At 60.7% G+C, this 26,080-nt stretch carries 24 protein-coding genes; 5 read left to right on the top strand and 19 right to left on the bottom strand.

The window, feature by feature from the left end; all coding sequences use genetic code 11:
• Window positions 1-196: 196 nt before the first annotated feature.
• The 6 genes from phoB to pstS form a co-directional block, all read right to left on the bottom strand.
• The gene (gene phoB, locus DBR12_RS08480) at window positions 197-907 is read right to left on the bottom strand and encodes a phosphate regulon transcriptional regulator PhoB (RefSeq protein WP_108616849.1); all 711 of its coding nucleotides are present in this window, start codon (window positions 905-907) and stop codon (window positions 197-199) included.
• Window positions 908-928: 21 nt separating this feature from the next.
• A complete protein-coding gene (gene phoU / locus DBR12_RS08485) occupies window positions 929-1,630 on the bottom strand; it encodes a phosphate signaling complex protein PhoU (protein WP_108616850.1) in 702 nt (233 codons plus the stop codon).
• Between the two features lie 17 nt (window positions 1,631-1,647).
• Window positions 1,648-2,436: a phosphate ABC transporter ATP-binding protein PstB gene (gene pstB / locus DBR12_RS08490; RefSeq protein ID WP_108616851.1), complete on the bottom strand. Its 789-nt coding sequence runs from the start codon at window positions 2,434-2,436 to the stop codon at window positions 1,648-1,650.
• Between the two features lie 61 nt (window positions 2,437-2,497).
• Complete coding sequence (gene pstA, locus DBR12_RS08495; RefSeq protein ID WP_108616852.1) at window positions 2,498-3,352, bottom strand: phosphate ABC transporter permease PstA; 855 nt, start codon at window positions 3,350-3,352, stop codon at window positions 2,498-2,500.
• Between the two features lie 33 nt (window positions 3,353-3,385).
• On the bottom strand, window positions 3,386-4,375 hold the full coding sequence (gene pstC, locus DBR12_RS08500) for a phosphate ABC transporter permease subunit PstC (protein ID WP_369861418.1): 990 nt from the start codon (window positions 4,373-4,375) through the stop codon (window positions 3,386-3,388).
• 109 nt (window positions 4,376-4,484) lie between these two features.
• A complete protein-coding gene (gene pstS / locus DBR12_RS08505; protein WP_108616854.1) occupies window positions 4,485-5,507 on the bottom strand; it encodes a phosphate ABC transporter substrate-binding protein PstS in 1,023 nt (340 codons plus the stop codon).
• 264 nt (window positions 5,508-5,771) lie between these two features.
• Between pstS and DBR12_RS08510 the strand changes: the two genes are divergently transcribed.
• Both DBR12_RS08510 and DBR12_RS08515 read left to right on the top strand, forming a co-directional pair.
• Entirely contained in the window at window positions 5,772-7,250 is a 1,479-nt protein-coding gene (locus DBR12_RS08510; protein WP_108616855.1) for a Ppx/GppA phosphatase family protein, read from the top strand.
• A 52-nt stretch (window positions 7,251-7,302) separates the two neighbouring features.
• Window positions 7,303-7,809 carry a hypothetical protein gene (locus tag DBR12_RS08515; RefSeq protein WP_199226661.1) on the top strand — a complete coding sequence of 169 codons (507 nt, stop codon included), beginning with the start codon at window positions 7,303-7,305 and terminating at the stop codon, window positions 7,807-7,809.
• A gap of 81 nt (window positions 7,810-7,890) precedes the next feature.
• Here the strand turns inward: DBR12_RS08515 and DBR12_RS08520 are convergent, their stop codons facing one another.
• The 5 genes from DBR12_RS08520 to DBR12_RS08540 form a co-directional block, all read right to left on the bottom strand.
• Entirely contained in the window at window positions 7,891-8,355 is a 465-nt protein-coding gene (locus tag DBR12_RS08520) for a histidine phosphatase family protein (RefSeq protein WP_108616856.1), read from the bottom strand.
• Window positions 8,352-10,412 carry a polyphosphate kinase 1 gene (gene ppk1, locus DBR12_RS08525; protein WP_108616857.1) on the bottom strand — a complete coding sequence of 687 codons (2,061 nt, stop codon included), beginning with the start codon at window positions 10,410-10,412 and terminating at the stop codon, window positions 8,352-8,354. The genes DBR12_RS08520 and ppk1 overlap by 4 nt, the downstream gene beginning before the upstream one ends.
• Window positions 10,413-10,586: 174 nt before the next feature.
• Window positions 10,587-11,678 (bottom strand): glycosyltransferase family 1 protein, encoded by a 1,092-nt coding sequence (locus DBR12_RS08530; RefSeq protein WP_108616858.1) that lies wholly within the window; start codon window positions 11,676-11,678, stop codon window positions 10,587-10,589.
• Window positions 11,675-12,547: a UDP-2,3-diacylglucosamine diphosphatase gene (locus DBR12_RS08535; protein ID WP_108616859.1), complete on the bottom strand. Its 873-nt coding sequence runs from the start codon at window positions 12,545-12,547 to the stop codon at window positions 11,675-11,677. The genes DBR12_RS08530 and DBR12_RS08535 overlap by 4 nt, the downstream gene beginning before the upstream one ends.
• Entirely contained in the window at window positions 12,547-13,383 is an 837-nt protein-coding gene (locus DBR12_RS08540; protein ID WP_108616860.1) for a GNAT family N-acetyltransferase, read from the bottom strand. The genes DBR12_RS08535 and DBR12_RS08540 overlap by 1 nt, the downstream gene beginning before the upstream one ends.
• 668 nt (window positions 13,384-14,051) lie before the next feature.
• Here DBR12_RS08540 and DBR12_RS08545 point away from each other — a divergent pair.
• Window positions 14,052-16,304, top strand: a complete 2,253-nt coding sequence (locus tag DBR12_RS08545; protein WP_108616861.1) for a bifunctional diguanylate cyclase/phosphodiesterase — start codon at window positions 14,052-14,054, stop codon at window positions 16,302-16,304.
• 177 nt (window positions 16,305-16,481) lie between these two features.
• Here DBR12_RS08545 and DBR12_RS23545 read toward each other — a convergent pair whose 3' ends face one another.
• The 5 genes from DBR12_RS23545 to DBR12_RS08570 form a co-directional block, all read right to left on the bottom strand.
• Complete coding sequence (locus DBR12_RS23545; RefSeq protein WP_108616862.1) at window positions 16,482-16,670, bottom strand: hypothetical protein; 189 nt, start codon at window positions 16,668-16,670, stop codon at window positions 16,482-16,484.
• Window positions 16,671-16,739: 69 nt separating this feature from the next.
• Window positions 16,740-18,074 carry a phosphoglucosamine mutase gene (glmM, locus tag DBR12_RS08555; RefSeq protein WP_108616863.1) on the bottom strand — a complete coding sequence of 445 codons (1,335 nt, stop codon included), beginning with the start codon at window positions 18,072-18,074 and terminating at the stop codon, window positions 16,740-16,742.
• 115 nt (window positions 18,075-18,189) lie between these two features.
• Entirely contained in the window at window positions 18,190-19,011 is an 822-nt protein-coding gene (gene folP / locus DBR12_RS08560; protein ID WP_108616864.1) for a dihydropteroate synthase, read from the bottom strand.
• A gap of 148 nt (window positions 19,012-19,159) precedes the next feature.
• On the bottom strand, window positions 19,160-21,082 hold the full coding sequence (gene ftsH, locus DBR12_RS08565; RefSeq protein ID WP_108616865.1) for an ATP-dependent zinc metalloprotease FtsH: 1,923 nt from the start codon (window positions 21,080-21,082) through the stop codon (window positions 19,160-19,162).
• A gap of 173 nt (window positions 21,083-21,255) precedes the next feature.
• Window positions 21,256-21,918 (bottom strand): RlmE family RNA methyltransferase, encoded by a 663-nt coding sequence (locus tag DBR12_RS08570; RefSeq protein ID WP_108616866.1) that lies wholly within the window; start codon window positions 21,916-21,918, stop codon window positions 21,256-21,258.
• A 33-nt stretch (window positions 21,919-21,951) separates the two neighbouring features.
• On the opposite strand from DBR12_RS08570, the gene DBR12_RS08575 reads away from it, so the two are divergent.
• The gene (locus DBR12_RS08575) at window positions 21,952-22,425 is read left to right on the top strand and encodes a YhbY family RNA-binding protein (RefSeq protein ID WP_108616867.1); all 474 of its coding nucleotides are present in this window, start codon (window positions 21,952-21,954) and stop codon (window positions 22,423-22,425) included.
• Window positions 22,425-23,192 (top strand): glycosyltransferase, encoded by a 768-nt coding sequence (locus DBR12_RS08580; protein WP_108616868.1) that lies wholly within the window; start codon window positions 22,425-22,427, stop codon window positions 23,190-23,192. The genes DBR12_RS08575 and DBR12_RS08580 overlap by 1 nt, the downstream gene beginning before the upstream one ends.
• A gap of 111 nt (window positions 23,193-23,303) precedes the next feature.
• Here the strand turns inward: DBR12_RS08580 and DBR12_RS08585 are convergent, their stop codons facing one another.
• The 3 genes from DBR12_RS08585 to carB all read right to left on the bottom strand — a co-directional run.
• Window positions 23,304-23,753 (bottom strand): DUF4149 domain-containing protein, encoded by a 450-nt coding sequence (locus DBR12_RS08585; protein ID WP_108616870.1) that lies wholly within the window; start codon window positions 23,751-23,753, stop codon window positions 23,304-23,306.
• A gap of 17 nt (window positions 23,754-23,770) precedes the next feature.
• Window positions 23,771-24,247, bottom strand: a complete 477-nt coding sequence (greA, locus tag DBR12_RS08590; protein ID WP_094287859.1) for a transcription elongation factor GreA — start codon at window positions 24,245-24,247, stop codon at window positions 23,771-23,773.
• A gap of 201 nt (window positions 24,248-24,448) precedes the next feature.
• The coding region (gene carB / locus DBR12_RS08595) for a carbamoyl-phosphate synthase large subunit (RefSeq protein ID WP_108616871.1) at window positions 24,449-26,080 on the bottom strand (1,632 nt) is incomplete at its 5' end.

The raw sequence follows: 26,080 nt of genomic DNA on the forward strand, positions 1-26,080 counted from the left end.
GCCCAGTCCCCCGCCCGCAATCTGCCAGAGCAGGAAATAAGTTATTCGCCACAGCATGCGCTCAGCAAAGCCTTTTCAAAAACACCCAGGGCGCAACGTGTGCGCCCCGTTTACAACACAAGGAAAGCCAGCCTGGACAGCGTGCAAGGCACCGGTCCGCCCGGGGCGCGGGCATGCCGGGTGCGTTCACCCCGTCTCAGGCCTGCTGCAATTGCACCTGTGGCTGTGCCGTGAGCCGGTAGCCCGCGCCCCGCACGGTTTCCACCATCACCGACGCGCCGCCCAGCGCTTCGCGCAGGCGCTTCACATGCACATCCACCGTGCGCTCTTCAATGAACACGTGGTCGCCCCACACCTTGTCCAGCAATTGCGAGCGGCTGTGCACGCGCTCGGCGTGTTTCATCAAGAAGTGCAGCAACTTGAATTCTGTAGGCCCCACCTTGAGAGGCTGCGCCTGGAAGGACACACGGTAGGTCGCGGCATCCAGCACTAGCTCGCCAATTGTCACGCTATCACTCACCTGCTCGGGCGCGCGGCGGCGCAGCACTGCACGGATGCGGGCCAGCAGTTCCTGCGTGGAAAACGGCTTGGTAATGTAGTCATCGGCACCGGCGTCCAGACCCGCCACCTTGTCTGGCTCGTCGCCACGCGCGGTGAGCATGAGGATGGGGATGGGCTTGGTGCGGCTATCTGCACGCCATTTGCGGGCCAGCGACAGGCCACTCTGCCCGGGCAGCATCCAGTCGAGCAGGATGACGTCAGGCAGCACTGCATCAAGCTCGCGCTGGGCGGAATCGCCGTCTTCTGCCCAGAAGGGCTGAAATCCGTTGTGGCGCAGGTTGACGGCAATCAGCTCGGCAATTGCGGGTTCGTCCTCCACGATAAGGACACGGGGGAGTTTTCTCATAACGATGCCAACGCCTTAGTCTTACAGCACGGTTGACTCGATCTCGTCGAGGGCAGTGTGGCGCACATCCTTGCCCTTGACCAGATAGATGATCAACTCGGCCACATTCTTGGAGTGGTCTCCGATGCGCTCTATCGCCTTGGCTAGAAACAGCAGGTCAAGGCTTGGCGAAATGGTGCGGGGGTCTTCCATCATGTATGTGATGAGCTTGCGCACGAAGCCGTCGAACTCCTTGTCGATGAGGTCGTCCTCCTTGAGGATGGCAACAGCAGCCTTGACGTCCAGACGAGCAAACGCATCCAGCGTCTTGCGCAGGAGGCCCGAGGCCAGCTCAGCGGCCGTGCGCAGGTCGCTCGATGGCAGCGAGCGCGGAGCACCGCTCTCGATGATGGAGCGCACCATGCGCGCCATCTTGTTGGCTTCGTCCCCCATGCGTTCGAGGTTGGCCGTGGCCTTGGAAAAGGCCAGCAGCAGGCGCAGGTCGCGCGCCGTGGGCTGGCGGCGGGCGATGATCGAGGACAACTCCTGGTCAATCTCGACTTCCATCGCATTGATGCGGGTCTCCATCGAAGCAACAGTCTCCACCGCCTCCAGGCTGAACTGGGACAAGGCGTAGACCGCCTGTCGGATCTGCGACTCTACGAGCCCCCCCATCTCCATGACACGAGCGGAGACGCTGTTGAGTTCGCTGTCGAACTGAGACGAAAGATGCTTATCGGGCATGGCGTGCCTCCTTCTTCTTAGCCAAAACGGCCAGTGATGTAGTCTTCTGTTTCCTTGCGCTCGGGCTTGAAGAATATCTGCTCGGTCGCACCGAACTCGATCATTTCGCCGAGGTACATGTATGCTGTGTAGTCGCTGCAGCGCGCTGCCTGCTGCATGTTGTGGGTCACGATGGCAATCGTGTAATCGTGCTTGAGCTCATCGATCAGCTCTTCAATCTTGGCCGTAGACAACGGGTCCAGGGCCGAGGTAGGCTCATCCAGCAGCAGCACCGAGGGCTTCACCGCCACGCTGCGTGCGATACACAGGCGCTGCTGCTGGCCGCCGGACAGCGACAGGCCACTTTGATGCAGTTTGTCTTTCACCTCGGTCCACAGCGCGGCTTTCGACAGCGCCCACTCCACGCGGTCATCCATCTCGCTCTTGCTCAGGCTTTCGTATAGCTTCACGCCAAACGCGATGTTGTCGTAGATGGACATGGGAAACGGCGTGGGCTTCTGGAACACCATGCCGATTCGTGCGCGCAGCAGGTTGATGTCCTGCTTGGGATCCAGAATGTCCTGGCCGTAGAAGTTGATCGAGCCTTCGGCGCGTTGGCCGGGGTACAGGCTGTACATGCGGTTGAGCGTACGCAGCAGCGTGGACTTACCGCAGCCCGATGGCCCGATGAAGGCCGTGACCTTGTGTTCGGCGATATTGAGGCTCACGTTGCGCAGGCCCTGGAACTTGCCGTAGAAAAAACTCAGGTTGCGCAGCTCCAGCGCATTCTTGCTGGCAGGAGCGGTAGCGGTAGCGGTGGCGTTCATTGTCGATTCCTGAAATTGGAGACTGTCTTGTCAGTGTCTGCAGTGGGAGTCCCGGGTTGGGTCAGACGCGGTTCTTCTCGCGCAGGAACACCCGCGCCACGACGTTGAGGATCAGCACCGACAGCGTGATGAGCAGCGCGCCGCCCCATGCCAAGCGCACCCAGTTTTCGTAGGGGCTCAAAGCAAACTGGAAGATCACCACAGGCAGGTTAGCCATGGGCGCATTCATGTTGGTGCTGAAGAACTGGTTGTTGAGCGCCGTGAACAACAGGGGTGCAGTTTCACCACTGATGCGGGCCACAGCCAGCAGCAGGCCGGTCATCACGCCGCTGCGGGCAGCGCGCAGGGTGACCATGGTGGAAACCTTCCAGCGCGGAGCCCCAAGGGCAAAGGCGGCTTCGCGCAAGCTACCGGGCACGAGGCGCAGCATGTTCTCGGTGGTACGCACGACCACAGGCACGGCGATCAGAGACAACGCCAGACTTCCGGCCCAGCCAGAGAAGTTGCCCACCGTGGCCACCGCAATCGCATAAACGAACAGGCCCAGCACGATGGAGGGGGCAGACAGCATGATGTCGGTCACGAACCGGGTCAGCTCCGCCACCCTGCTCCGGTCACTGTATTCGGCCAGGTACACACCGGCTAGCACGCCGACAGGGGTTGACACCAGCACGGTGAAGCCCACCATCAACAGGCTGCCCACGATAGCATTGGCCAGTCCTCCGCCTTCCGAACCCGGGGCTGGCGTGGACTGGGTGAACATGTTCCAGTCCAGCGCAGCGAAGCCGTTAGTCAGCAGCACGCTCAGGATCCAGAGCAGCACAAACAGGCCCAGCACCATGGCGCCCAGGGACAGGGTCAGCCCGATGGCATTGGAGCGCTGGCGCTTTTTATAGAGTTGTTGGTTGAATTCCATGGAGCTTGTCTCGATAGAGGGTTTCATGGTGGCTCAGAGGCCCTTGGCCTTCTCGGCGCGCAGCAGCATGATCTTGGCGGCCGACAACACCACAAAGGTGATCACGAAGAGCAAGAAGCCCAGGGCAAACAGCGTGGAGAGGTGGAAATCCGCCGCTTCGCCAAACTCGTTGGCCAGTGTCGAAGCGATGGAGGTACCTGGTGAAAACAGCGAAGTGGGCATGCGGTTGGCATTGCCGATCACAAAGGTCACCGCCATGGTCTCGCCCAGTGCGCGCCCCAGGCCCAGCATGACGCCGCCAATCACGCCCTTCTGCGTGTAGGGCAGCACCACGCGGCGAACCACCTCCCAGGTCGTGCAGCCCAGGCCATAGGCCGACTCGCGCAGAATGGGGGGCACGATCTCGAACACGTCGCGCATCACAGCCGCCACGAAAGGCAACACCATAAAGGCGAGCACGATGCCCGCTGCCAGGATGCCAAAACCATTGGTGCTGCCACCAAACAGGAAACCCACCAGCGGCATGGAGCCCAGCAGTTTCTGCACAGGCATCTGGAAGTAGTCGGCAAACAGCGGGGCAAACACGAACAGGCCGAACATGCCGTAGATGATGGAGGGCACGGCCGCCAGCAGTTCCACCGCCGTGCCCAGCGGGCGGCGCAGCCACACCGGGCAGGTTTCGGTGAGGAACAGGGCGATACCAAAGGCCAGCGGTACAGCGATCAGCAGCGCAATGCCCGCACTGACCAGGGTGCCCACGATGGCAATCGCAGCACCGAACTCCTCATTGACGATATCCCATTCCACGCGCCAGATGAACTGGACTCCGAACTTGTGAAAAGCTGGCCACGCGTAGATAAAGAGTGAGACGATGATGCCAAGCAACGCGGCAAGCACCAGCAAAGAAAGACTCTGGGTCAGCCGATGGAAAAAAATATCCTGAAGTCGCTGCCGCTTGGCAATCGACACCATCGACTTAGTGGGGGCGCCCGTCACTTTGACAGACGCGGGTTGTGAACTCATGGTGGTTCCCACGCTCATGTTGACTCCCATCTGGCTTCTGGAGGCCCCACAAACCAGCGCCCATCGGCCAGCCAGGCCGACCGATGGGCGCTATTTTGGAGCAGACTGCTTACTTCTTGATTTGCGACCACACCTTGGAACGAATCTCGGCGGTCAGACTGTCGGGCAGGGGCACATAGTCCAGCTCTGCGGCCATGCCCTTGCCGTTCTTGAACGCCCAATCAAAGAACTTCAGCACTTCGGCCGACTGGGCCTTATCGGCGGGGTCCTTGTACATCAGGATGAAGGAGGCCGTGCTGACCGGCCAGCTGTTGGCGCCCTTGGCATTCACCATCGAAATACCCATGCCAGGCACGCTGAACCAGTCGGCGCTGGCGGCAGCAGCGGCAAACGTGGCGTCGTCCGGGCTCACATACTTGCCGTCGGCGTTCTGCAGCTGCAGAAAGTTCATGTTGTTCTTCTTGACGTAGGCGTATTCCACATAACCCACGGCACCCTTCACGCGGGTCACGTTGGCGGCCACACCTTCGTTGCCCTTGCCACCTACCGACGACGCAGCCGGCCACTTCACAGCAGCACCTTTACCTACGGAATCTGCCCACTCCTTGCTGACAACAGACAAATAGTCCGTCCAGTTGAAGGTGGTGCCGGAACCATCTGCGCGGTGGATCACGGTGATACTCTGGTCGGGCAGGGTCTTGCCTGGGTTCAATGCAGACAGCTTGGCATCATTCCACTTGGCGATCTTGCCCAGGAAAATTTCGGCGAGCACGGGGCCGGTCACACGAAGCTCGCCAGGCTTGAAACCATCCAGGTTGATCACGGGCACCGTGCCGCCAATGATGGCGGGAAACTGAACCATGCCATCCTTGTCAAGGTCTGCTCCGGACACTGGGGCATCCGTGGCACCAAAAGCGACGGTCTTGGCGCGGATCTGGCGAATGCCACCGGAAGAACCGATGGATTGGTAATTCAGACCCGTCCCCGTTTCTTTCTTGTAGGCCTCAGCCCACTTTGCGTACATGGGAAACGGAAAGGTCGCACCCGCACCGGTGATATCCGCCGCGAAGGCACCGCCGACGGCCATAGAGGCCAAGGCTACAGCGACAGTTTTGAGAAATGTGCGTTTCATTATTCAGTACCTTTTGGCTAGGGTTGACAGGAACAGGCTGAACTCTAGGGGGCAAAGATGACAGTTCAGTGACACAAATGGCCACCCTCAGACAGCTGCCACAAAAGCGGAAACGCACGCCTGACCGACGTCACCTTTTTGTCACAAATAGAGCGGATACTTTGACCTTCAAAAATGCCCTTTCTCCGGCTGGCAGGGGATTTACAGCCCCAGCCCATCAAAAGCTCGCGGTACCATGCCGCAAGACGCTTTCACAAAAAACAGATGCAGAACGGCACACGCCTCGCCGCAGTAGACCTCGGCTCCAACAGCTTTCGCCTTGAAATCGGGCGCTATGAGTTCGGTCACATACAACGGGTGGAATACCTCAAGGAGACCGTGCGCCAAGGCAACGGGTTGAATGAGGAGAGGAACCTGACGCAAGAAGCCATGGAGCGGGGCTGGGCATGCCTGGCGCGATTTGGCGAGCGGCTGGCCGGTTTCCCGCGGGCCCAGGTCCGGGCTGTGGCCACGCAAACCCTGCGGGAAGCCCGCAACCGTGAAGAATTCCTGTCGCGCGGCAGCGAAGTGCTGGGTTACCCAATCGACGTGGTGTCTGGCCCCGAAGAAGCCCGCCTCATCTATCAGGGCGTGGCGCGGCTTTTGCCGCAATCGGATGAACGGCGGCTGGTTGTGGATATCGGAGGACGCTCCACCGAATTTATCCTCGGCCAGCAGTTCATACCGCATGCGGTCGCCTCGTTCCGAGTAGGGAGTGTGGCTTGGTCCCAGCGCTACTTTGCCAATGGCGAATTCACTGCCCAAGCCTTCCTGGCAGCAGAAATTGCCGCCAAGGCGGTGCTGGATGAGGCCCTGGCGACCTTCCGACCCGACGCCTGGGAGGTTGCCTATGGATCTTCGGGCACCGCAGGCGCCGTGGGAGATGTGCTAGCCGCAGCAGGCGGCCCCGAAGGACTCATCACGCGCGACGGCTTGAACTGGCTCCACGACCGCATCCTGCGCGCACAAAGCGCCGACCGCCTCCGCATGGAAGGACTGAAAGAAGAGCGGCGCGCAGTGATCGGGGGCGGCATCAGTGTGCTGCGCGCCATTTTTGACCTCCTGGAGATCAGCGAAATGCAGGTGGCGCAAGGCGCATTGCGGCAAGGCGCCCTCTACGACCTGCTCGACCGCGAACAACCCGAAACCGACCTGCGTACCACCACCGTCAACGGGCTCATGCAGCGCTTTGGAGTGGATATGGAGCATGCAGAGCGGGTTGCGCGCACGGCTTGCGCGTTGTTCGACCAAGCAGCCCCCCAGGGCAGTGAGCGCGCATCTCGCAAGCTAGATTGGGCAGCCCGCCTGCACGAGATAGGCTGCCTCATCTCACACAGCGACTCTCACCGCCACGGCGCCTACATCCTCGACAATACCGATGCCGCAGGCTTTGCAGTGCCCGAGCTTCACCGACTAGGCGTGCTCGTGCAAGGGCAGCGTGGCAAAGTTCGCAAGCTCGGTATGAACTTGGATGACCCCATCTTCGTGCTGCAACTGCTCTGTCTTAGGCTTGCGGTGGCCCTGTGCCACGCTCGCCGTGACCCAGACACCACAGGCTTGGTTCTACAGAGCAATGGGCAGTGCTTTCACGCCCGCACACGGGCCGGATGGGCCACCGCTTACCCACAGTCCGCACACCTTCTGCGCGAAGAAGCACAGGCCTGGCAAAAAACGCCTTGGGAGCTGCTCCTTGACCTACCGTAGGGATCGACAATAAACTATATAAACTGTTTATACCGTTTATTGATTTATTGCCATGACCAACGCCCCCTCCGCACCCACCACTCCAGCTTCACCGGCAGCATCCGCCCCGGCTGTACAACCGGACAAAGCAATCAAGTCCCCAAAACCAGCAGCCACCACAACAAAGAAGCCGATCAAAAAAGCCGAAGCAAAGCAGGCCCCTGCTGCCCAAAAGCCTGTGACACCCAAAGTCCCCAAAGCTGCCGCACCAATCACCACAAAGACAACCAAGGAAGTCAAGGCCAAGAAGCCAAAGCTGGTCCGCGACAGCTTCACCATCCCCAAGGATGAGTATGCAGTGATCGAAACGCTCAAGCAGCGCGCCGCCACACTGGCCCAGCCGGTCAAGAAGAGCGAATTGCTGCGCGCAGGCCTCAAGGTGCTGGCAGGCCTGTCTGACACTGCGCTGCGCAGCGTGTTGCAGGCCGTGCCCTCCATCAAGACGGGACGTCCGAAGGCAGAGGCTTCAGCATCCGCTTCCGCGCCGGCAGCAAAGGCCAGCGCAAAATCCCGCAAGTAAGGCAAGAACGTTCGTTCAGCCGCAGGAAGAGCGAGAGCGAATGTGGGCTCCGCCCACAGCTACATCCTCTCGCAGCACGTGCTAGAGAAACTCCGGCGATTGCACTGTCAGCAGCACCGTCTGACTCCGATCCAGCCGCTGGCGCTGGCGCAACCACCACACGGCGCCTTTGCGAACGGCACATTCGGCAGCCTGCAACTCCAGCAACTGGGCAATGGCTTGACCAAGCACAGGCTGGTGTCCAACGACCAGCACCGCGCCCTTGGCGCGAGGCCACTGGGCCAGCTCCAGCAGATCCTGGGCGCTTCCGCCGGGAAGCAGTTCCGCACGCATCTTGAACTTACGTCCTAGCGCGTTGGCAGTCTGCTCGGTCCGCCGTGCAGGACTAGCCAGCACGCGCAGCCCTTCTGGCAGCTGCCGATCCAGCCATGCGGCCATGCGCGCAGCCTGCTTCTCCCCCCGGGAGGTCAGAGCCCGCGCCAGATCATCGCTGCCGTCCGGAGCTTCTTCTGCTTCAGCGTGACGCCACAGTATCAGATCCATCACGCCGCCCTTTGCTCAACCCGGGAAAGGGCCGCAGCAGGCCCATAGCGCACCATCAAGGCATTCTGTGCGCCCAGCCCCCCCACGGGGTGCGGCGCTCGGTCGTAGGTGCCACGCGCGTTGAGGGTCCAGGCGTCGCGGTCATCATGCAGATAGGCGACCAGGCATTCGTCCACGATCTGCTGGCGTAAACCAGGGTCCGTGATGGGCCAGGCCAGCTCGACACGGCGCATCATGTTGCGGTTCATCCAGTCAGCACTGGACAGATACAGGTCTTCCTCCCCCCCCGCACGAAAATAGAAGACACGCGTGTGTTCGAGAAAACGGCCAATTACCGAGCGCACGCGGATGTTGTCCGTGACGCCTGGCACCTGCGCGGCCAACATGCAGGCACCGCGCACGATGAGGTCAATGCGCGCTCCGCGCTGCCCCGCAAGGATCAGCGCACGAATCAACGTCTCATCAGTGAGGGCGTTCATCTTTGCGACGATCCGTGCATCCTCGCCCCGAACTGCAGCCTGCCCGACCCGCTCGATCTTGTCGATCATGCGGCGGTGAAGATGAAAAGGCGCCAACATGAGCCTACGCAGCTTGGGCGGGCGATTCTGGCTGGCTAGATGGTTGAATACCCCGTCCATGTCGGCCGTGGTTTCCTCATCGGCTGTCAGGTAGCTCAGGTCGGTGTACAGCCGAGCTGTGCGTACGTTGTAGTTCCCTGTGGAGAGATGCCCATATCGCCGCAATTGCCGCCCCTCCCTGCGCGTGACAAGTAGCATCTTGGCATGCGTCTTGAGCCCTACCACGCCATACACAACCTGAGCACCAATCGACTCCAGTGCTTCGGCCCAGTTGATGTTGGCTTCTTCGTCAAAACGCGCCTTCAGTTCCACAACCGCCATGACCTCCTTGCCTCGGCGCACGGCCTCGGACAATAGATCCATAAGCTCAGAATCGGCGCCCGTGCGGTATATGGTCTGCTTGATGACCAACACCCGCGGATCGTTTACTGCTTCGCGCAAGAAGGCCAGCAGACCATCGAAACTCTCGAAGGGCTGGTGAATCAACACGTCCCGCTGGCGCAACTGGTCCATGATGGACACGCCGGGCTGCAACTGGTGTGGCCATGACGAACTCCAGGCCGGGAACAACAACGCGGGGTCGTTGACCAGATCCACCAGCTGCGTCAGCCGCACCAAGTTCACAGGACCATGAACGCGGTACAAGGCGGCGGCCGGAAGGCCGAATTGCGCCAGCAGAAAATCCGACAAAAATTTCGAGCAGCCGGCTGACACCTCTAGCCGTACGGCCTGCCCGTAGTGGCGGTGCTGCAACCCTTGACGAAGCGCGGTACGCAGGTTGCGCACATCCTCCTCATCCAGCGCCAAATCGGAGTGGCGTGTGACGCGAAACTGCGAAAACTCCGTGACTTCCCGGCCCGGAAAAAGGTCCCCCAGGTGCGAGCGGATAATGCTCGACAAGCTGACGAACAGCGCCTCGCCGGACGCCACCTTCGCAGGCATTCGGATCAGGCGCGGCAGCGCACGAGGCACCTTCACAATAGCTATTTCGTTTTCGCGCCCAAAAGCGTCACGCCCCTTGAGACGAACGATGAAATTCAGGGATTTGTTGGCAACCTGCGGGAAGGGGTGCGCAGGATCCAGACCCACAGGAATCAGTAAAGGACGTACTTCACGCACGAAGTAGTCATGCACCCAGCGCTTCTGCTCGGGTGTTCTATCCCCATGGCCGACAATACGAATGCCTTGCTGGGCAAACGCCGGCACCAGGGCGTCGTTGTAAAGGGTGTACTGCCGCTCCACCAGATCGTGGACCCTGATTGAAAGTGCTTCGAAAGAGCCTACGGTGTAGAGCCCCTTGGTTTCGCCCTTTTTGGCAGCAGTGATGTGAGGCGCGGCGCGCACCTCGAAGAACTCGTCCAAGTTGGACGACACGATGCACAAATAGCGTAGACGCTCCAGCAGCGGCACATCCGTACGCACGGCCCAATCGAAAACCCGCTCATTAAACGCCAGGATGCTGTGGTCGCGGTCGAGGAACATGGCTGACGGTGCCCCGTCATTGGTCAACGCTGGCGCACCCCCTTCATCGGGCAGCGGCGCCTGGGATGCGTCTGCCGCAGCGTCTGAACACTCACGCTGCAAGGAAACAGCAACATTGGGAGGCAAGGGCAACATGGATACGCAAACGCAACAAATGCAGGATGGCCCCAGTATTTAACGACCAGATGACAATGATGTGACATTTTTTGTGACAGCCGCAAAACCTGTCACAACCGCACTGCGGGCAGGTACAAGGTATTGCTGAAACAACTGCGCAGCCTGGGCCCAGGTGAAGTCTAGGGCACGGCTGCGCGCCTCGGAGCGTGGAATTGCCAGTGCTTGCTGACTGGCCGTCAGCAAGTTGTCATGCAACACGCCACCACGGGGAGCCCGCCCCAGATGCGCCCCCAGCACTTCCATAGGGCCATCCACTGGAAAAGCCGCCACGGGGGTCCCACAGGCCATGGCCTCCAGCATCACGAGTCCAAAAGTCTCTGAGCGACTGGGAAAAACAAAAACATCGGCCGCTGCGTACACCTGGGCCAGCGCCGGGCGGTCCAGAATGCCCAGCCAGCGCACCTGCGGGTACTTTGCCTTGAGCCGCGCCTCCAGCGGCCCTACGCCACACACCACCTTGGTGCCTGGCATGTCCAACAGCAAAAAAGCCTCAATGTTTTTCTCGTAGGAGATTCGCCCCACATACAAGGACACCGGGTGGGCCAAAGCCCCGGTCAGCGGGCTAGGACAGGCCGCGCCATGGAACGGAAAAGCCTGCGTGTCCACGCCATGTGTCCACGGGCGCAGATTACGAAAGCCCCGTTGCTCCAGCATCTGCAACACGCCATGTGTGGGCACCATAACGCCGGACGAAGGCCGATGAAAATGCCGGAACAGCGCATACCCCCATGACAGGGGAACACGCAGCGCCGCGTTGAGAATTTCGGGGAACTTGGTATGAAACGCGGTCGTGAACGCCAGCCCTCGCCGCAGGCAATAGCGGCGCCCAGCCCAGCCCAACGGCCCCTCAGTAGCTAGGTGGATTGCGTCGGGCTGCATGGCATCCAGCATCTTGGTCACCAACTGACCCGGACGCACTGCCAGATTAATGCCCGCATAGCCCGGACAGGGCCGGGTTTTGAATAGCCCTGGATGCACCACCTGCACGTCATGCCCCAACACTTCCAGCTCTCGCACCAGTTCCAGCAAAGTCGTGACCACCCCATTGACCTGGGGCAGCCACGCATCTGTCAGCAATGCGAGTTTCATGCAATAACTCCGGCTTTCGCAGGGGATGCCGTGCTGCGCAAAGGCCTAACAGGCCACTGCATCAATTCGAGCCGACCGTCCAGGTGCTCCACTAGGGCTGTACAGCTTTCCACCCAGTCGCCATCGTTACAGTAAAGCGTACCCCCAATCTCCCTCATTTCTGCCCGATGGATATGGCCACACACCACCCCATCGTGACCACGGCGGCGCGCCTCTGTGGCCACGGCAACCTCGAAGTCCGTCACGTAGTTGAGGGCCTTCTTCACCTTGCCTTTGAGGTAAGCCGACAGCGACCAGTATGGCAGCCCCATGCGTGCGCGCAGTGTGTTGAGGTGGCGATTGAGCTTGAGCGTGAACTCATACAGGTTGTCACCCAGGTAAGCGAGCCACTTTGCGCACTGGATGACGCCATCAAAATGATCTCCGTGCGTAACCCAGAGGTTGCGACCATCGGCAGTGATGTGCACTACATCCGCTACGACCTCGATGCCGCCAAATGAGTGACCTGCAAACGCTCGCGCAAATTCATCATGGTTGCCCGGTACAAACACCACCCGACACCCCTTGCGCGCGCGACGCAGCAGCTTCTGAACCACATCGTTGTGGGTCTGTGGCCAGAACCATTTGCGTCGCAACTGCCAGCCGTCCACGATATCCCCCACAAGATACAAGTGATCACTGGGGTGGTGCTTGAGAAAGTCCAGCAGGGCCACGGCCTGGCACCCAGGTGTGCCGAGGTGCAGATCGGAAATAAACACGGCGCGGTACCGGTGCAGCCCGCTGGTAGAAAGGAGAGTATCGGGCTCGGCTTCATCCGGCTCCAGGGGCTGATGCAGCCAAGGGCCGAGTGCGTCGAACGCGGCGCGCATCAGACCCCCAGGAAGTGCTTGCGATAGCGGGGATGCAGGTCTGCCAGCCGCATCAACATGGGCAGGTCTGCGGTGTTGAAATCGGGGTCCCAGGCGGGAGCGCCCAGCACGCGCGCACCCAGGCGCAGATAGCCCTTGATCAGAGCTGGAGGCTCCACGGCAATAGAGCTATCCAAGTGTTCCACAGGCAAGGGCAAACGCGGCAGCACGTGGTATTCAATTGCGGCAAGATGGGTCTTTCGCACCTGCTGCCAGATGCTCGCAGCTGCATCCCCACTGACCACACCGTTGTGCAGCATGGGGATGCTGGCACAGCCAATCATGGTATCGAGCTGGTTGCGCACCATGAAATCTGCCAGGGCGCTCCACAAGGCCATGATCACACCACCATGGCGGTAATCGGGATGCACGCAGCTTCGGCCAAGCTCCACCATGCGGGGGCGCAGGGTGCGCAAACGCGTCAGGTCAAATTCGGTATCGCTGTAAGTCCCACCCACCCGCCTGGCCTGCGCGGGCGTGAGCACACGGTAAGTCCCAATGACTTGCCTACTCTGAGCATCGCGCACCAGCAGGTGCTCGCAATAGTCATCAAACAGGTCCACATCATGGCCTGCGATGGGGGTCGTCAATCGAGCGCCCATCTCTGCGGCAAAAACGTCGAACCGGAGTCGCTGCGCCGCACGCACCTCATCCAGATGCCTTGCCCACGTGACCTCAACAGCCCCTCGATTCTGGTCAGACTTCGCGGTCCCAGGCAAATCTACAGGGCGATGGGAAACACCGGCCCCGAAGGTATCGGTAGAGGGAGCAAAGGTCAGGCGGGACAATTCATTCATGTTGCAACGTCTCTTTCTTTGAGGACGGGGCCGACTGGAGCCGCCAGCCGCTCGGGGATTACTTTCCCTGGCTGCGAGTGTGGAATTGGCGCATGACGACATCATGTCCGCAGCATTTCAACGCTATGACAAAGAAGTCCTTCGCAACGGGTGCTGCGCAACCTCTGGGCTTACACAATCGATTCAGACAACCGCACCGTGCCGCACCGCCCCCTCCCACAGCCCGCTACTGGCTTTTTGGCCGCATGGAGTTGACGTAGTTACGTAGACAAATCACACTTTGCGTTGAAGGAATCGCGATGTTCGAGCGCGTGCAATAGGGTCGCTCGCCAGCGCCGCTCTCGCGTGAGTTCCGCGTCACTGCCCAATCCATCACCAACTAGGTCGGCAGGGGCGATTCACTTTTGACAGGCTAGTCGTTTGTGGGTCAACTCGAATTCCTGCGAGAACAAGGCATCGAAGAAGGCCAGCGCTATCTTTTCAGCCGCCCTCTGTCCGCAGATGAGTTCGAGGCCGGCTCACATCTGCACCTTAGCAACTGACTACACCGACCTGCCTACCTCTACTCTCGAGGCATATCTGCAGTAGGGTTGTAAGTTGGCGCTGCTACACTTTGGCACAATTTTTTTGAGGCCACGTCTGGCCCTGCCGCCCGCGTACTGGTCTCTATGTCCCCGCTGTACAGCGCTCCGGAATTGCAGCGTCCTGGAGTAGCTACTGATCCCCCACTGCATCGCACCCTGCGTGAACAACAAATCCTGCTCGACAGCGCGGGGGTAGGTATCGTTTTCCTGCGCCAGCGCAGTGTGGTCCGCTGCAACCAACGGTACGCCGAAATATTTGGCTACCCCAGCCCTGCGCGCCTCGTGGGACTCAACACCGAGGCCTTCTATCCTGACCGCGAAGCATTCCGCGACCTGGCTCGCTCAGCGTACCCTGTGTTGGCTAAGGGGCAGTCCTTCCGAGTGGAACGCCAGCTGCGCCGCCGCGATGGCAAGCTCTTTTGGGGCAGCCTCACGGGCAGGCTCATCAATCCACACGACACCACCGAAGGCTCTATCTGGATCCTCGACGACATCGATGAACAAAAGCGCGCCCAGGCCGCACTCAGCGCTGCAGAACGCGAAAAACAACTGCTGTTCGACAGCGCCATGGTGGGGATTGTGTTTCTGCGCGATAGGCGTCTGACCCGGTGCAACGGCCACTTCGAGCAAATGCTGGGGTTCCAGCCCGGCGAACTTATGGGCAGTTCGTCGCGCCGCTGGTATGCCAGCGACGAAGCCTGGGAGGAGGTGGGCAACCGCTGCTACCCTGGCCTGGCATCCGGGCAATCCTACGAGGGCGAAGTGGAACTCTGCCGCAAGGATGGCACGCCTGTGATCTGCGAGGTCCGCAGCAAGTCCATCGACCCCGCCGACCCATCGCAGGGCTCCATCTGGATCACGATGGACATCACCGAGCGCAAACTGGCCCAAGCGGCGCTGGCACGCGCCCACGAGGAACTGGAACTACAGGTGCAGGACCGCACCCGCGAGCTGCGCGAAACGGTAGACAACCTTCACCGCGAGATCAACGACCGCAAGGCCGACCAGGAGCGCATCTATTGGTTGGCTCACTACGACGCGCTCACTGGCCTGCCCAACCGCGCACTGCTGGCCGAGCGTGCCCAACAGGCCATTCAGGTGGCCCAGGAACACAACACGCCACTGGCCGTGATCTTCCTGGACCTAGACCACTTCAAGCACGTGAACGACTCGCTGGGCCACCGCGTGGGTGATACCCTGCTGGTGGAGATTGCCAAACGGCTGCGCGCTGTGGTGCGCAACAAAGACACTGTGGCGCGCCTCGGCGGGGACGAGTTCATTTTGCTGCTGCCAGGCGCCAATGCCCATGGCGCGGCCCGGGTGGCAGGCAAGCTACAAGAAGCATCGCGCCAGCACTACCAGATAGATCACCACGAACTGACCATGGCCCCGTCGATGGGCGTGGCCTTGTTCCCGCAGGATGGCTGCGACTTCGACACGCTCACCCAGTCTGCCGACGTGGCCATGTACCGCGCCAAGCTTGATGGCCGCAACACCTTCCGCTTCTTCACACCTGAAATGCAGGCCCAGTCGGTGCGCGCGTTGCAGCTGGAAAACGCCCTGCGCCGCGCCCTGGAGCGCGACCAGTTCCGACTGCACTACCAGCCCCAGATGAGCCTAGCCACGGGTAATGTTCGCAGTGTGGAGGCCTTGCTGCGCTGGCAGCACCCGCAACTGGGGCAGGTCTCGCCCGCAGAATTCATTCCCATCGCCGAAGACAGCGGGCAGATCCTTCAGATTGGAGAATGGGTGCTGCGCACAGCGCTAACACAACTCAAGGCCTGGCGGTCCTGTGGCTTCCCTAGGCTCACAATGGCAGTGAACCTCTCCGCCATACAGTTCCGCCAACCTCAGCTACCCGAACTTGTCAGCCGCATGCTGGCAGAATTTGACCTCCCACCTGACTCGTTGGAATTGGAACTGACCGAGGGTGTGGCTGTGGATGATCCACATGCCGCTGTAGCGACGATGGACCAGTTGCATGCACGAGGTGTGCGCATGTCCATGGATGATTTTGGTACAGGTTACTCGTCACTGAGTCAGCTCAAACGCTTCCAGATTTTCAAGCTAAAGATAGACCAGTCATTCGTGCGCGACCTGGGCAATGACAGCAACGACCGCGCTATAGTGAGCGCCATCATACGCATGGCGCAGGCGTTAGGTATCCGCACGACAGCCGAGGGCGTCGAGACGGAATGCCAGCTGGCCTTTCTGCTGGCACAAGGGTGTGATGAAGCCCAAGGCTACCACTTCAGCGCACCGCTGCCCGCCGCTGATCTGGAAGTGTTCATGCGCAAGCACCTAAGCCGCACCCCCGAAGGCAGGGCGTTGGTCTGAGTGCCCCAGTTTTCTCTGACAGAGCACTAGCCCATCTCAATTCAGCAGTTCGTGCACATTTACAAGGGGCTTGCAGGCGAAGGTCGAGAATCCTTCGAAACAGTTGACCAGCCCCACGGCTACCTCGGCTTCGGGTGCTGAGACGGCCCCCTCCGACCAAGTCATTGCACTGAACGCCTAGGGCTGCCGCTTGTGCAATACCTGAACCAGGCCCTGTTTGACCAAGGCCTGCAAGGGCTTGCCACCGCCTGCACAATCCTGCGCGTAACTGTCGAGCAACTCCAGCAGCGCGGCCGCGTCACGCGGATTGGCGTAGTCCACTGCGCGCACGGTGATACGGGGCATGGAGTGCAGGGTCAGCGTCATTGATCACTCCTGCGGGTTGACGACCGGAAAAAAGATGCTCGCGCAGGGTTTAGCGCCAGAGTCTAACTTTCAGCCTGCCCGGGCCGCATCGGCCAGCCGCTGTGCGCAGGAGCTCGCCATTTGCAAATCCCGGGCCTCCACCATCACGCGCAGCAACGGCTCCGTGCCACTGGCGCGGATGAGCACACGACCGGAAGCCCCCAGATCGCGCTCAACGGCCTGCGTCGTGTCCGCCAGCAGGCGGTTGGACTTCCAGTCCTGGCCCGGGGCCAGGCGGACATTGAGCAGCACCTGGGGGTACAGCGTGACCGCGCCCAGAAGTTGGGCCAGCGTCTGGCCGCTGCGTACGCAGGCTTGCAGCACTTGCAAGGCGCTCACTAGGCCATCGCCAGTGGTGTGTCGATCTAGCGCCAGTAGATGGCCAGAACCTTCCCCCCCCAGCACCCAGTGGTGGCGCGCCAGCTCCTCAAGCACATAGCGGTCACCCACTTTCGCACGTACAAACTTCACACCCCGGGACTGCAGGGCCAATTCCACGGCCATATTGGTCATCAAGGTACCAACCACGCCAGGCACATGCTCGTCACGACCCATGCGGTCGATTGCCATCAGGTACAGCAACTCGTCGCCGTTGTACAAACGCCCTGTAGCATCCACGACCTGCAGACGATCCGCATCGCCATCAAGCGCTATTCCGTAGTCGGCCCGGTTGGCGCGCACAGCACGAACCAGGGCGTCCGGGTGCGTGGCGCCCACTTCGTGGTTGATGTTCAGGCCATCAGGGGCACACCCGATCGACAGGACTTCGGCCCCCAGTTCGTGAAACACCTTGGGAGCCACTTGATAGGCCGCGCCATGAGCGGCATCCACTACGATTTTCAACCCCCTAAGAGTTAAATCCTGTGGGAAGGTGCTCTTGCAGAATTCTATGTAGCGCCCTGCGGCATCGTCCAGCCGCCGAGCTTTGCCCAGGCTGGCTGAGTCGGACCATACTGGAGGCTGGGCCAGTGACTCTTCCACGGCAAGCTCCCAGGCGTCGGAAAGCTTGGTGCCCTGCGCACTGAAGAACTTGATACCGTTGTCAGGATAAGGGTTGTGGCTCGCACTGATGACCACGCCCAGACTGGCCCGCTGGGCACGGGTCAGGTAGGCCACACCAGGTGTCGGCAGCGGCCCAAGCAGCACCACATCCACGCCTGCGGAATTGAAGCCGGACTCCAGCGCACTCTCCAGCATGTAGCCAGAAATCCGGGTGTCCTTGCCGATCAACACTGTGGGTCGCTCCTCCGTCTGACGCAAAACACGCCCCACTGCATGCGCCAGGCGCAACACAAAATCCGGCGTAATAGGCGGCTGCCCCACCGTGCCACGGATGCCATCGGTTCCAAAGTACTGGCGCGTCATGTTGCTGCGTCTCCTCGTGTCGATCTAGTTGTACATCGGGACAGCTCTCCATCCCAGCTTGTTGGCCAGTACGGCCGCCTTCATCAATACCCCACGCGCCGCCCTTTGGGTTCCCCTACTGCATGGCCGACCATACTGCCAGCGCCGCGACCGTCTCCCGCACATCATGCACACGCACCACCGAAGCCCCTCGATCTACCGCCAGCAAAGCAGCAGCCACACTAGGCACCATGCGCTGATCTACATCTAACCCAGTCACAACCCCCAACGACGACTTGCGCGACCAGCCCGCCAGCAGTGGATACCCGGCCCCAAGCAAGACATCTTGCTGTGCGAGCAAGGCAAAGTTCTGCTCCACCGTTTTACCAAAGCCGATGCCCGGGTCCAGGAGAATTTGGTCCTTTTTGACCCCCTGGGCCAGCAGATTATGCGCGTGCAGATCTAAAAACGATAGCACTTGCAGCACCACGTCTCCCGTCATTGGAGCGACCTGCATGGTCCGCGGGTCTCTGTGCATGTGCATCAAGCAGACACCACACTGCGGGTGGGATGCCACCACGGCCAAAGCGCCGGGCTGCCGTAGAGCCCAGATGTCGTTGACGATATCAGCCCCCATATCCAGCACCGCTCGCATCACGGCAGGTTTGTACGTATCCACAGAGATCGGGACACCCAGCGCAACCGCCTCACGCACCAGCGGCACCACACGGGCCAGCTCTTCATCCAGAGGCACAGCCGGACTGCCTGGACGGGTGGACTCCCCCCCGATGTCCAGGATATCGGCTCCGTCCTTGAGCAATTGCTCACAGTGCCGCAACGCCGCGATCGTGGAGCCATGGCGCCCGCCATCAGAGAAGGAATCCGGCGTCACATTAACGATGCCCATGACCTTTGGCCGCTCCAGGTCAATAGAAAAACGGGAGGTTTGCCAGATCATGAAATCGCTACAAGGAAGCCAGTGGAGCCGGTCAATTTGGCGGGTTTGCGCAAAACCTGAAAGCGCAGGAGAAGAAGCACAACAGCCTCAACCACAACGAAAAAACGGGGCACAAGGCCCCGTAGCACCGGTTGAACCTGGCAAACCCTCAGGCCACCGTGGGCGCGGTGTCCGTAGTCACCGCAGGAGTGCCACCGCTGGAATTGTCGCCACCCGAGGAAGGAGGCGTGCGAGGCGTCCAGTCCTTGGGTGGACGGGGCTCCTTGCCAGCCATGATATCGTCCAGTTGCTCGGTATCGATGGTTTCCCATTCGAGCAAGGCCTTGGCCATGGCGTGCATCTTGTCGCTGTTCTCTTCAATCAGGCGACGGGCCAGGTTGTACTGCTCGTCGATGATGCGACGCACCTCCATGTCCACCTTTTCCATGGTCTGCTCGCTCATGGTCGTGGTCTTGGTCACCGAGCGGCCCAGGAACACTTCGCCTTCGTTCTCGGCGTAGACCATAGGCCCGAGAGCATCAGTCATGCCATAACGGGTAACCATGTCACGGGCAATGTGCGTGGCACGCTCGAAGTCGTTGCTGGCGCCAGTGGTCATCTGGTTCATGAACACCTCTTCAGCGATGCGACCACCAAACAACATGCTGATCTGGTTGAGCATGTATTCACGGTCATAGCTGTAACGGTCTTGAGCGGGCAGGCTCATCGTCACGCCAAGGGCACGGCCACGCGGAATGATGGTGACCTTGTGCACTGGGTCGCACTTGGGCAGCAGTTTTCCAATGAGGGCGTGACCAGACTCATGGTAGGCCGTGTTACGGCGCTCTTCCTCAGGCATGACCATGCTCTTGCGCTCGGGGCCCATGAGAATCTTGTCCTTGGCTTTCTCAAAGTCCTGCATTTCCACGGTGCGAGCGTTGCGGCGGGCTGCCATCAACGCAGCCTCGTTGCATAGATTAGCCAGATCAGCACCGCTCATGCCAGGAGTGCCACGGGCAATGATCGCTGGGGCCACATCCTGGCCGACCGGGATCTTGCGCATGTGCACGTTCAGGATCTGCTCGCGGCCACGGATGTCTGGCAACGTCACATACACCTGCCGGTCAAAGCGCCCCGGGCGCAACAGAGCCGCATCCAGGATGTCTGGGCGGTTGGTCGCAGCCACCACGATCACGCCCAGATTCGTTTCGAAACCATCCATCTCGACCAGCATCTGGTTCAGCGTCTGCTCGCGTTCATCATTACCACCGCCCAGGCCAGCGCCACGCTGACGGCCCACGGCGTCGATTTCATCGATGAAGATGATGCAAGGGGCATTCTTCTTGGCGTTGTCGAACATATCACGCACACGAGCGGCGCCTACGCCAACGAACATCTCCACGAAGTCCGAACCCGAGATGCTGAAAAATGGCACCTTCGCTTCGCCCGCGATGGACTTGGCGAGCAGGGTCTTGCCGGTACCTGGAGGGCCGACCAGCAGCAGGCCACGCGGAATGCGACCGCCAAGCTTTTGGAACTTCTGCGGGTCCTTCAGAAAGTCCACGACTTCCTTGACTTCTTCCTTGGCTTCGTCACAACCCGCCACGTCCGCGAATGTGACCTGGTTGTTGTTCTCGTCGAGCATGCGCGCCTTGCTCTTGCCGAAGCTGAACGCCCCGCCCTTGCCGCCACCCTGCATCTGGCGCATGAAGTACACCCACACGCCAATCAGCAGCAGCATGGGACCCCAGCTGACCAGCAAAGTCATGAGAAGCGAGCCTTCTTCACGGGGCTTCACGTCGAACTTGACGTTGTGGTTAAGCAGGTCACCCACCAAGCCCCGGTCCAGCACCGAGGCGTTCGTGCGGATCTTGCGCTCGTCGGTAGTGATCGCCACGATTTCACCGCCGCTCAGGCCCTCGGGGATTGTCGCGCTCTTGATGCGGTTGTTCCGGACTTCGTCGAGAAATTCGGAATAGCCGATGTGTCCGGCACTTGCGCCAGTGCGGGTGTCAAACTGTTTGAACACCGTGAACAGCACCATGGCGATGACCAGCCATACGGCAATTTTTGAAAACCACTGATTGTTCAAGCGGGGCTCCAGTTGCGGGGAACAGAAAACGGACACACTGCCGTCACGGCACATGTGCGGCCCATTTTAGGTCTTTCAACCCGCCGGGCCACCCATATTCCCACTGACGGCCATGGGATCAGCGCGGGCTTTGCTGCCAAATTAAACGAATACTTGACCGGAGGCAAGGCGATTCAGACCGCCTTCTTGAGCCCCATGCCCACGAGAAAGGTCTCTGACGATTTATCGCGCGAGGCCTTGGGTTTAAGCGGTTTGACCACCTTGAAGGTTTGCTTGAACAAGGTCACCAGATCGTTGTATCCACTGCCATGAAAGAGCTTGACCACAAGCGCCCCATCCGGTTTCAAATGGTTGCAAGCAAAATCCACAGCCAGTTCCACAAGGTGGGCAATGCGGGCTGCATCGGCCGACCCGATACCAGACAGGTTGGGAGCCATGTCGGACACCACCACATCCACCACACGGCCATCGAGCGCCTGCTCCAGGCGCTCCAGCACATCGGGCTCACGAAAATCGCCGTTGAGGTAGGTCACGCCCTCGATTGGCTCCATGGGCAGGATGTCCAGCGCGATGATGGCGCCATTGAGCTGCCCTGCAGCCGCACCCGTGGGGGACAGGCGCCGACGCAGGTATTGGCTCCACGCGCCCGGGGTAGAGCCCAGGTCCACCACCGTGTAGCCCGGTTTGATGAGGCCCAACTGCTCGTCAATCTCCTTGAGTTTGTAGGCAGCGCGCGCGCGATATCCCTCCTTCTGGGCCAATTTGACGTAGGTGTCGTTGACGTGGTCGTTGAGCCACGCCTTGTTGACCTTCTTGCTCTGGGTTTTGACTTTCATTACTTTTTTCTTTCAGCCTCGATAATACGGCCCATGCCCCAAATTCAACTGACTCCCGCCGAGCGCCGGGAACAACGCGCCAATGCCCACCACCTGGACCCCGTGGTCCTGATCGGCGGCGATGGCCTGACTCCCGCCGTCAAAAAAGAGGTGGACGCCGCCCTCAATGCCCACGGGCTCATCAAGGTCCGTGTCTTCGGCGACGACCGCGCGGTGCGTGAGCTGATGTACCAAGAACTCGCCGCCGAACTCAACGCCGCTCCCGTGCAGCACATTGGCAAACTGCTGGTGCTCTGGCGCCCCATGCCCGCCAAGGCCAAAGCGGTGGACGAAGACCGCATGCCCGGCCCACGCGACGTCAAGGTGCTCAAATTCAGCAAACGGGGCGGCCAACGCCCTGAAATCAAACAATTGCGCGTGCTGGGCAACCAGCGCCTGACATCGGGTGGCCAGATCAAGCGCGCCAAGCCCAAGCAAAAGTCCATCAAGAAACGCCAGGCGGACTGATGGACCGCGCGGCAGCACCTGCAGCCCCGGCCGGCGCGGCGCCTGTCCGCCACATACTCTGCATGAAGTGGGGCACGAAATACGGCCCCGAGTATGTCAACCGGCTTTACGCCATGGTCCGTCGGCACCTGAGCGGCGAGTTCCGCTTTGTCTGCCTCACGGATGACAGCACCGGCATACGCAGCGAGGTGCTATGCCTGCCCATCCCCCCACTCGATCTGCCGCCCGGCATTCCCGAGCGGGGGTGGACCAAGCTAGCCACCTTCAGCCAGGACTTGCATGGCCTCAAAGGCACGGCCCTGTTCCTCGATGTGGACGTCGTGATCACCGGATCGCTGGATGATTTCTTCACCCAGCCCGGCGAATTCCTGATCATCCACGACTACAAGCGCCCCTGGCGCATTACCGGCAATTCGTCCGTGTACCGCTTTGAGCTTGGTGCGCACCCCGATGTGCTGGAGCACTTTCGAGGGCATTTTGCAGAGATTCGTGCGCAGTTCCGTAATGAACAGGCCTATTTGTCGGACTTTCTGCACCGCCAGGGCAAGCTCACCTACTGGCCTGCGGAATGGTGCCCGAGTTTCAAGTACCACGGCATCCCGGCTTGGCCCACCAACTACTGGCGGGCGCCCTTTGTGCCCCCCGGGGCTCGCATCGTGATTTTTCACGGGGAATGCAACCCACCTGACGCGCTGGCCGGTCGGCGCAACCGGCGCTTTCGCTATATCCGGCCCGCCACCTGGGTTGCTGAGCACTGGCGCGAGTAGGCCCATAGAAAACAGCAGCTACAGCGTCACCAACGGCAGCGCAGCCCCCGCTAGCCAGTTAGTGCTGTACAAAAAGCCCAGGGCAATCCTGGATCGCCCCAGCAAGCGCCATCAGACACTGGTCGAATCACCTTCAGACTCAGTCAAGGCCGTTTCCTGCCGCAGGGTGTGCCAAAACACCACCAGGGCACAGCCCCACTGCAGCACGTACATCACGGACCCCATGCTGTGCCACAGGCGCAGGTCTTGCCGGGCCACGATGCGAGGCGCCACACCGTACTGATTGAGCAATGCCAGAAGCAGGCCACCCAGTATAAAAAGCATAGCACCCTGCGCCCACGGGTACTGCGCTACAGCATTCCTAGGTCGGGAAATCAACAACAGCACCAAGCAACATGCCACGGCCACCCAAGTCTGCGCAGCAAACAGCCGGGCCGCCATGTTGCCAGCGATGCTGGGGGATGGCAGGTATGCAAACAACAGAGGCACCACCAGAAAGCCGATGGTGGTCAAACTGCCCCACCAGAGGGCTGCCACCAGAGCGGGAAGACGGTGGCGCATCCGCTGCACGGCGGTGTTCACAGGTAGCTCACGGCCACCACTTCGTACCGGCGGATGCCGCCAGGCGCCTGCACTTCGGCGGTGTCGCCCTCCTCCTTGCCGATCAGCGCGCGCGCGATGGGGCTGGAGATATTGATCAGGCCTTGTTTCAGATCTGCCTCATCCTCGCCCACGATCTGGTACTTCACGGTGTCGCCAGAGTCCTCATCCTCCAACTCGACCGTAGCGCCAAAGACCACCTTCCCGCCGCCATCCACCCCACTGGGGTCGATGACTTGCGCCACAGAGAGCTTGCCCTCGATCTCCTGAATGCGGCCTTCGATAAAGCCCTGGCGATCCTTGGCCGCGTCGTAGTCGGCGTTTTCACTCAGATCGCCTTGCGCACGCGCTTCAGCGATGGCCGTGATCACTGCGGGCCGCTCCACGGTCTTGAGGCGGTGCAGCTCTTCCTTGAGCTTTTCAGCGCCGCGTTTGGTAATAGGAATAGTGGCCATTTTGTTGAGACTCCACAAATCAAAACGGTGAAAGCGCAAAGCACTTCCACCGGTCAGCCGCCATGTCACACCCCGGACGGGCCGGGCAGTGTGAAAAGGCAATCTACAAAAGGAAACCGCCGCACGTTGCCGCGCGGCGGTGTCTGGTCAAAGGCAGATTATGCCGCTTTTACCGGGCGGCAAGCCACCCCCAGGCCACGATCAAGTGGCCAACTGGGCGTGCAGCTCCTGCACCGAGTACACATCGAGCTTATCGAGGTACTTCATGCCCTCCACGGCCGCCTCGGCACCAAAGATGGTCGTGAAAGTCGTCACACGGGCCAGCAAGGACGAGGTGCGGATCGCGCGCGAATCGGCAATCGCATTGCGACGCTCTTCCACAGTGTTGATCACCATCACGATCTCGTTGTTCTTGATCATGTCCACGATGTGCGGCCGGCCTTCAGTAACCTTGTTGACCACCACCACCGGGACACCCGCCTCGGCAATCGCTGCAGCAGTGCCCTTGGTCGCCACCAGATCGAAGCCCAGCTCCACCAGCTGACGCGCGATATCCACCGCGCGGGGCTTGTCGTTGTTCTTCACAGTGAGGAACACCTTGCCCGAAGTCGGCAGCTTGGTGCCCGCACCCAGCTGGCTCTTCACAAAGGCTTCGCCAAAGGTCTTGCCCACGCCCATCACCTCGCCCGTGGATTTCATCTCGGGGCCGAGGATGGTGTCCACACCAGGGAACTTGACGAACGGGAACACAGCCTCCTTCACACTGAAGTACGGAGGTGTGACTTCCTTGGTGATGCCCTGCGAAGCCAGCGACTGGCCCGCCATGCAGCGTGCTGCGACCTTGGCCAGCTGGATGCCGGTGGCCTTGGAAACAAACGGCACCGTGCGCGATGCGCGGGGGTTCACTTCCAGCACGTAGATCACGTCCTTGCCATCCACTTCCTGGATAGCGAACTGCACGTTCATCAGGCCCACCACGTTCAGGCCCTCGGCCATGGCAGCGGACTGGCGCTTGAGCTCGTCCACGGTGGCTTGCTTGAGGTAGTACGGCGGCAGCGAGCAGGCCGAGTCGCCCGAGTGCACGCCGGCTTGCTCGATGTGCTCCATCACGCCACCGATGAAGGTCTTGCCTTCGGGGTCGCGCAGGCAATCCACATCGCATTCGATGGCGTCGTTCAGGAAGCGGTCCAGCAGCACGGGCGAGTCGTTGCTCACCTTGACGGCCTCGCGCATGTAGCGCTCCAGGTCGCGCTGCTCGTGCACGATTTCCATCGCACGGCCGCCAAGCACATAGCTGGGGCGCACCACAAGGGGGTAACCCAGCGTGGCGGCCTTTTCCAGAGCCTCGGCTTCGGTACGCGCCGTGGCGTTGGGCGGCTGGCGCAGGCCCAGGTCGCCCAACAGCTTCTGGAAGCGCTCACGGTCTTCGGCGGCGTCAATCATGTCGGGGCTGGTGCCGATAATCGGCACGCCTTCGGCTTCCAGGCCCAGCGCAAGCTTGAGCGGCGTCTGGCCGCCGTACTGCACGATCACGCCGTGTGGCTTTTCCTTGTCCACAATCTCGAGCACATCTTCCAGCGTCAGCGGTTCGAAGTACAGGCGGTCAGAGGTGTCGTAGTCGGTCGAAACCGTTTCAGGGTTGCAGTTGACCATGATGGTTTCGTAACCATCCTCGCGCATTGCCAAAGCGGCGTGCACGCAGCAGTAATCGAACTCGATACCCTGGCCGATGCGGTTGGGGCCACCGCCCAGCACCATGATCTTCTTCTTGTCGGTGGGCTCGGCCTCGCACTCTTCCTCGTAGGTCGAGTACATGTAGGCGGTGTGGGTGGC

The sequence above is a fragment of the Acidovorax sp. HMWF029 genome (genome assembly GCF_003060895.1).
Taxonomy (GTDB): domain Bacteria; phylum Pseudomonadota; class Gammaproteobacteria; order Burkholderiales; family Burkholderiaceae_C; genus Acidovorax.

Bases quoted from the DNA above. Each gene is read 5' to 3' on its own strand.
- DBR12_RS23545 (WP_108616862.1), bottom strand. From the start codon at position 16,670: ATGACGCTGACCCTGCACTCCATGCCCCGTATCACCGTGCGCGCAGTG.
- DBR12_RS08530 (WP_108616858.1), bottom strand. From the start codon at position 11,678: ATGAAACTCGCATTGCTGACAGATGCGTGGCTGCCCCAGGTCAATGGG.
- DBR12_RS08570 (WP_108616866.1), bottom strand. From the start codon at position 21,918: ATGAAAGTCAAAACCCAGAGCAAGAAGGTCAACAAGGCGTGGCTCAAC.
- folP (WP_108616864.1), bottom strand. From the start codon at position 19,011: ATGATCTGGCAAACCTCCCGTTTTTCTATTGACCTGGAGCGGCCAAAG.
- pstS (WP_108616854.1), bottom strand. From the start codon at position 5,507: ATGAAACGCACATTTCTCAAAACTGTCGCTGTAGCCTTGGCCTCTATG.
- DBR12_RS08510 (WP_108616855.1), top strand. From the start codon at position 5,772: ATGCAGAACGGCACACGCCTCGCCGCAGTAGACCTCGGCTCCAACAGC.
- DBR12_RS08580 (WP_108616868.1), top strand. From the start codon at position 22,425: ATGGACCGCGCGGCAGCACCTGCAGCCCCGGCCGGCGCGGCGCCTGTC.
- ppk1 (WP_108616857.1), bottom strand. From the start codon at position 10,412: ATGTTCCTCGACCGCGACCACAGCATCCTGGCGTTTAATGAGCGGGTT.
- phoU (WP_108616850.1), bottom strand. From the start codon at position 1,630: ATGCCCGATAAGCATCTTTCGTCTCAGTTCGACAGCGAACTCAACAGC.
- DBR12_RS08535 (WP_108616859.1), bottom strand. From the start codon at position 12,547: ATGCGCGCCGCGTTCGACGCACTCGGCCCTTGGCTGCATCAGCCCCTG.
- DBR12_RS08515 (WP_199226661.1), top strand. From the start codon at position 7,303: ATGACCAACGCCCCCTCCGCACCCACCACTCCAGCTTCACCGGCAGCA.
- pstC (WP_369861418.1), bottom strand. From the start codon at position 4,375: ATGAGTTCACAACCCGCGTCTGTCAAAGTGACGGGCGCCCCCACTAAG.
- pstB (WP_108616851.1), bottom strand. From the start codon at position 2,436: ATGAACGCCACCGCTACCGCTACCGCTCCTGCCAGCAAGAATGCGCTG.
- DBR12_RS08585 (WP_108616870.1), bottom strand. From the start codon at position 23,753: ATGCGCCACCGTCTTCCCGCTCTGGTGGCAGCCCTCTGGTGGGGCAGT.
- phoB (WP_108616849.1), bottom strand. From the start codon at position 907: ATGAGAAAACTCCCCCGTGTCCTTATCGTGGAGGACGAACCCGCAATT.
- DBR12_RS08575 (WP_108616867.1), top strand. From the start codon at position 21,952: ATGCCCCAAATTCAACTGACTCCCGCCGAGCGCCGGGAACAACGCGCC.
- greA (WP_094287859.1), bottom strand. From the start codon at position 24,247: ATGGCCACTATTCCTATTACCAAACGCGGCGCTGAAAAGCTCAAGGAA.
- pstA (WP_108616852.1), bottom strand. From the start codon at position 3,352: ATGGAATTCAACCAACAACTCTATAAAAAGCGCCAGCGCTCCAATGCC.
- DBR12_RS08540 (WP_108616860.1), bottom strand. From the start codon at position 13,383: ATGAATGAATTGTCCCGCCTGACCTTTGCTCCCTCTACCGATACCTTC.
- glmM (WP_108616863.1), bottom strand. From the start codon at position 18,074: ATGACGCGCCAGTACTTTGGAACCGATGGCATCCGTGGCACGGTGGGG.
- DBR12_RS08545 (WP_108616861.1), top strand. From the start codon at position 14,052: ATGTCCCCGCTGTACAGCGCTCCGGAATTGCAGCGTCCTGGAGTAGCT.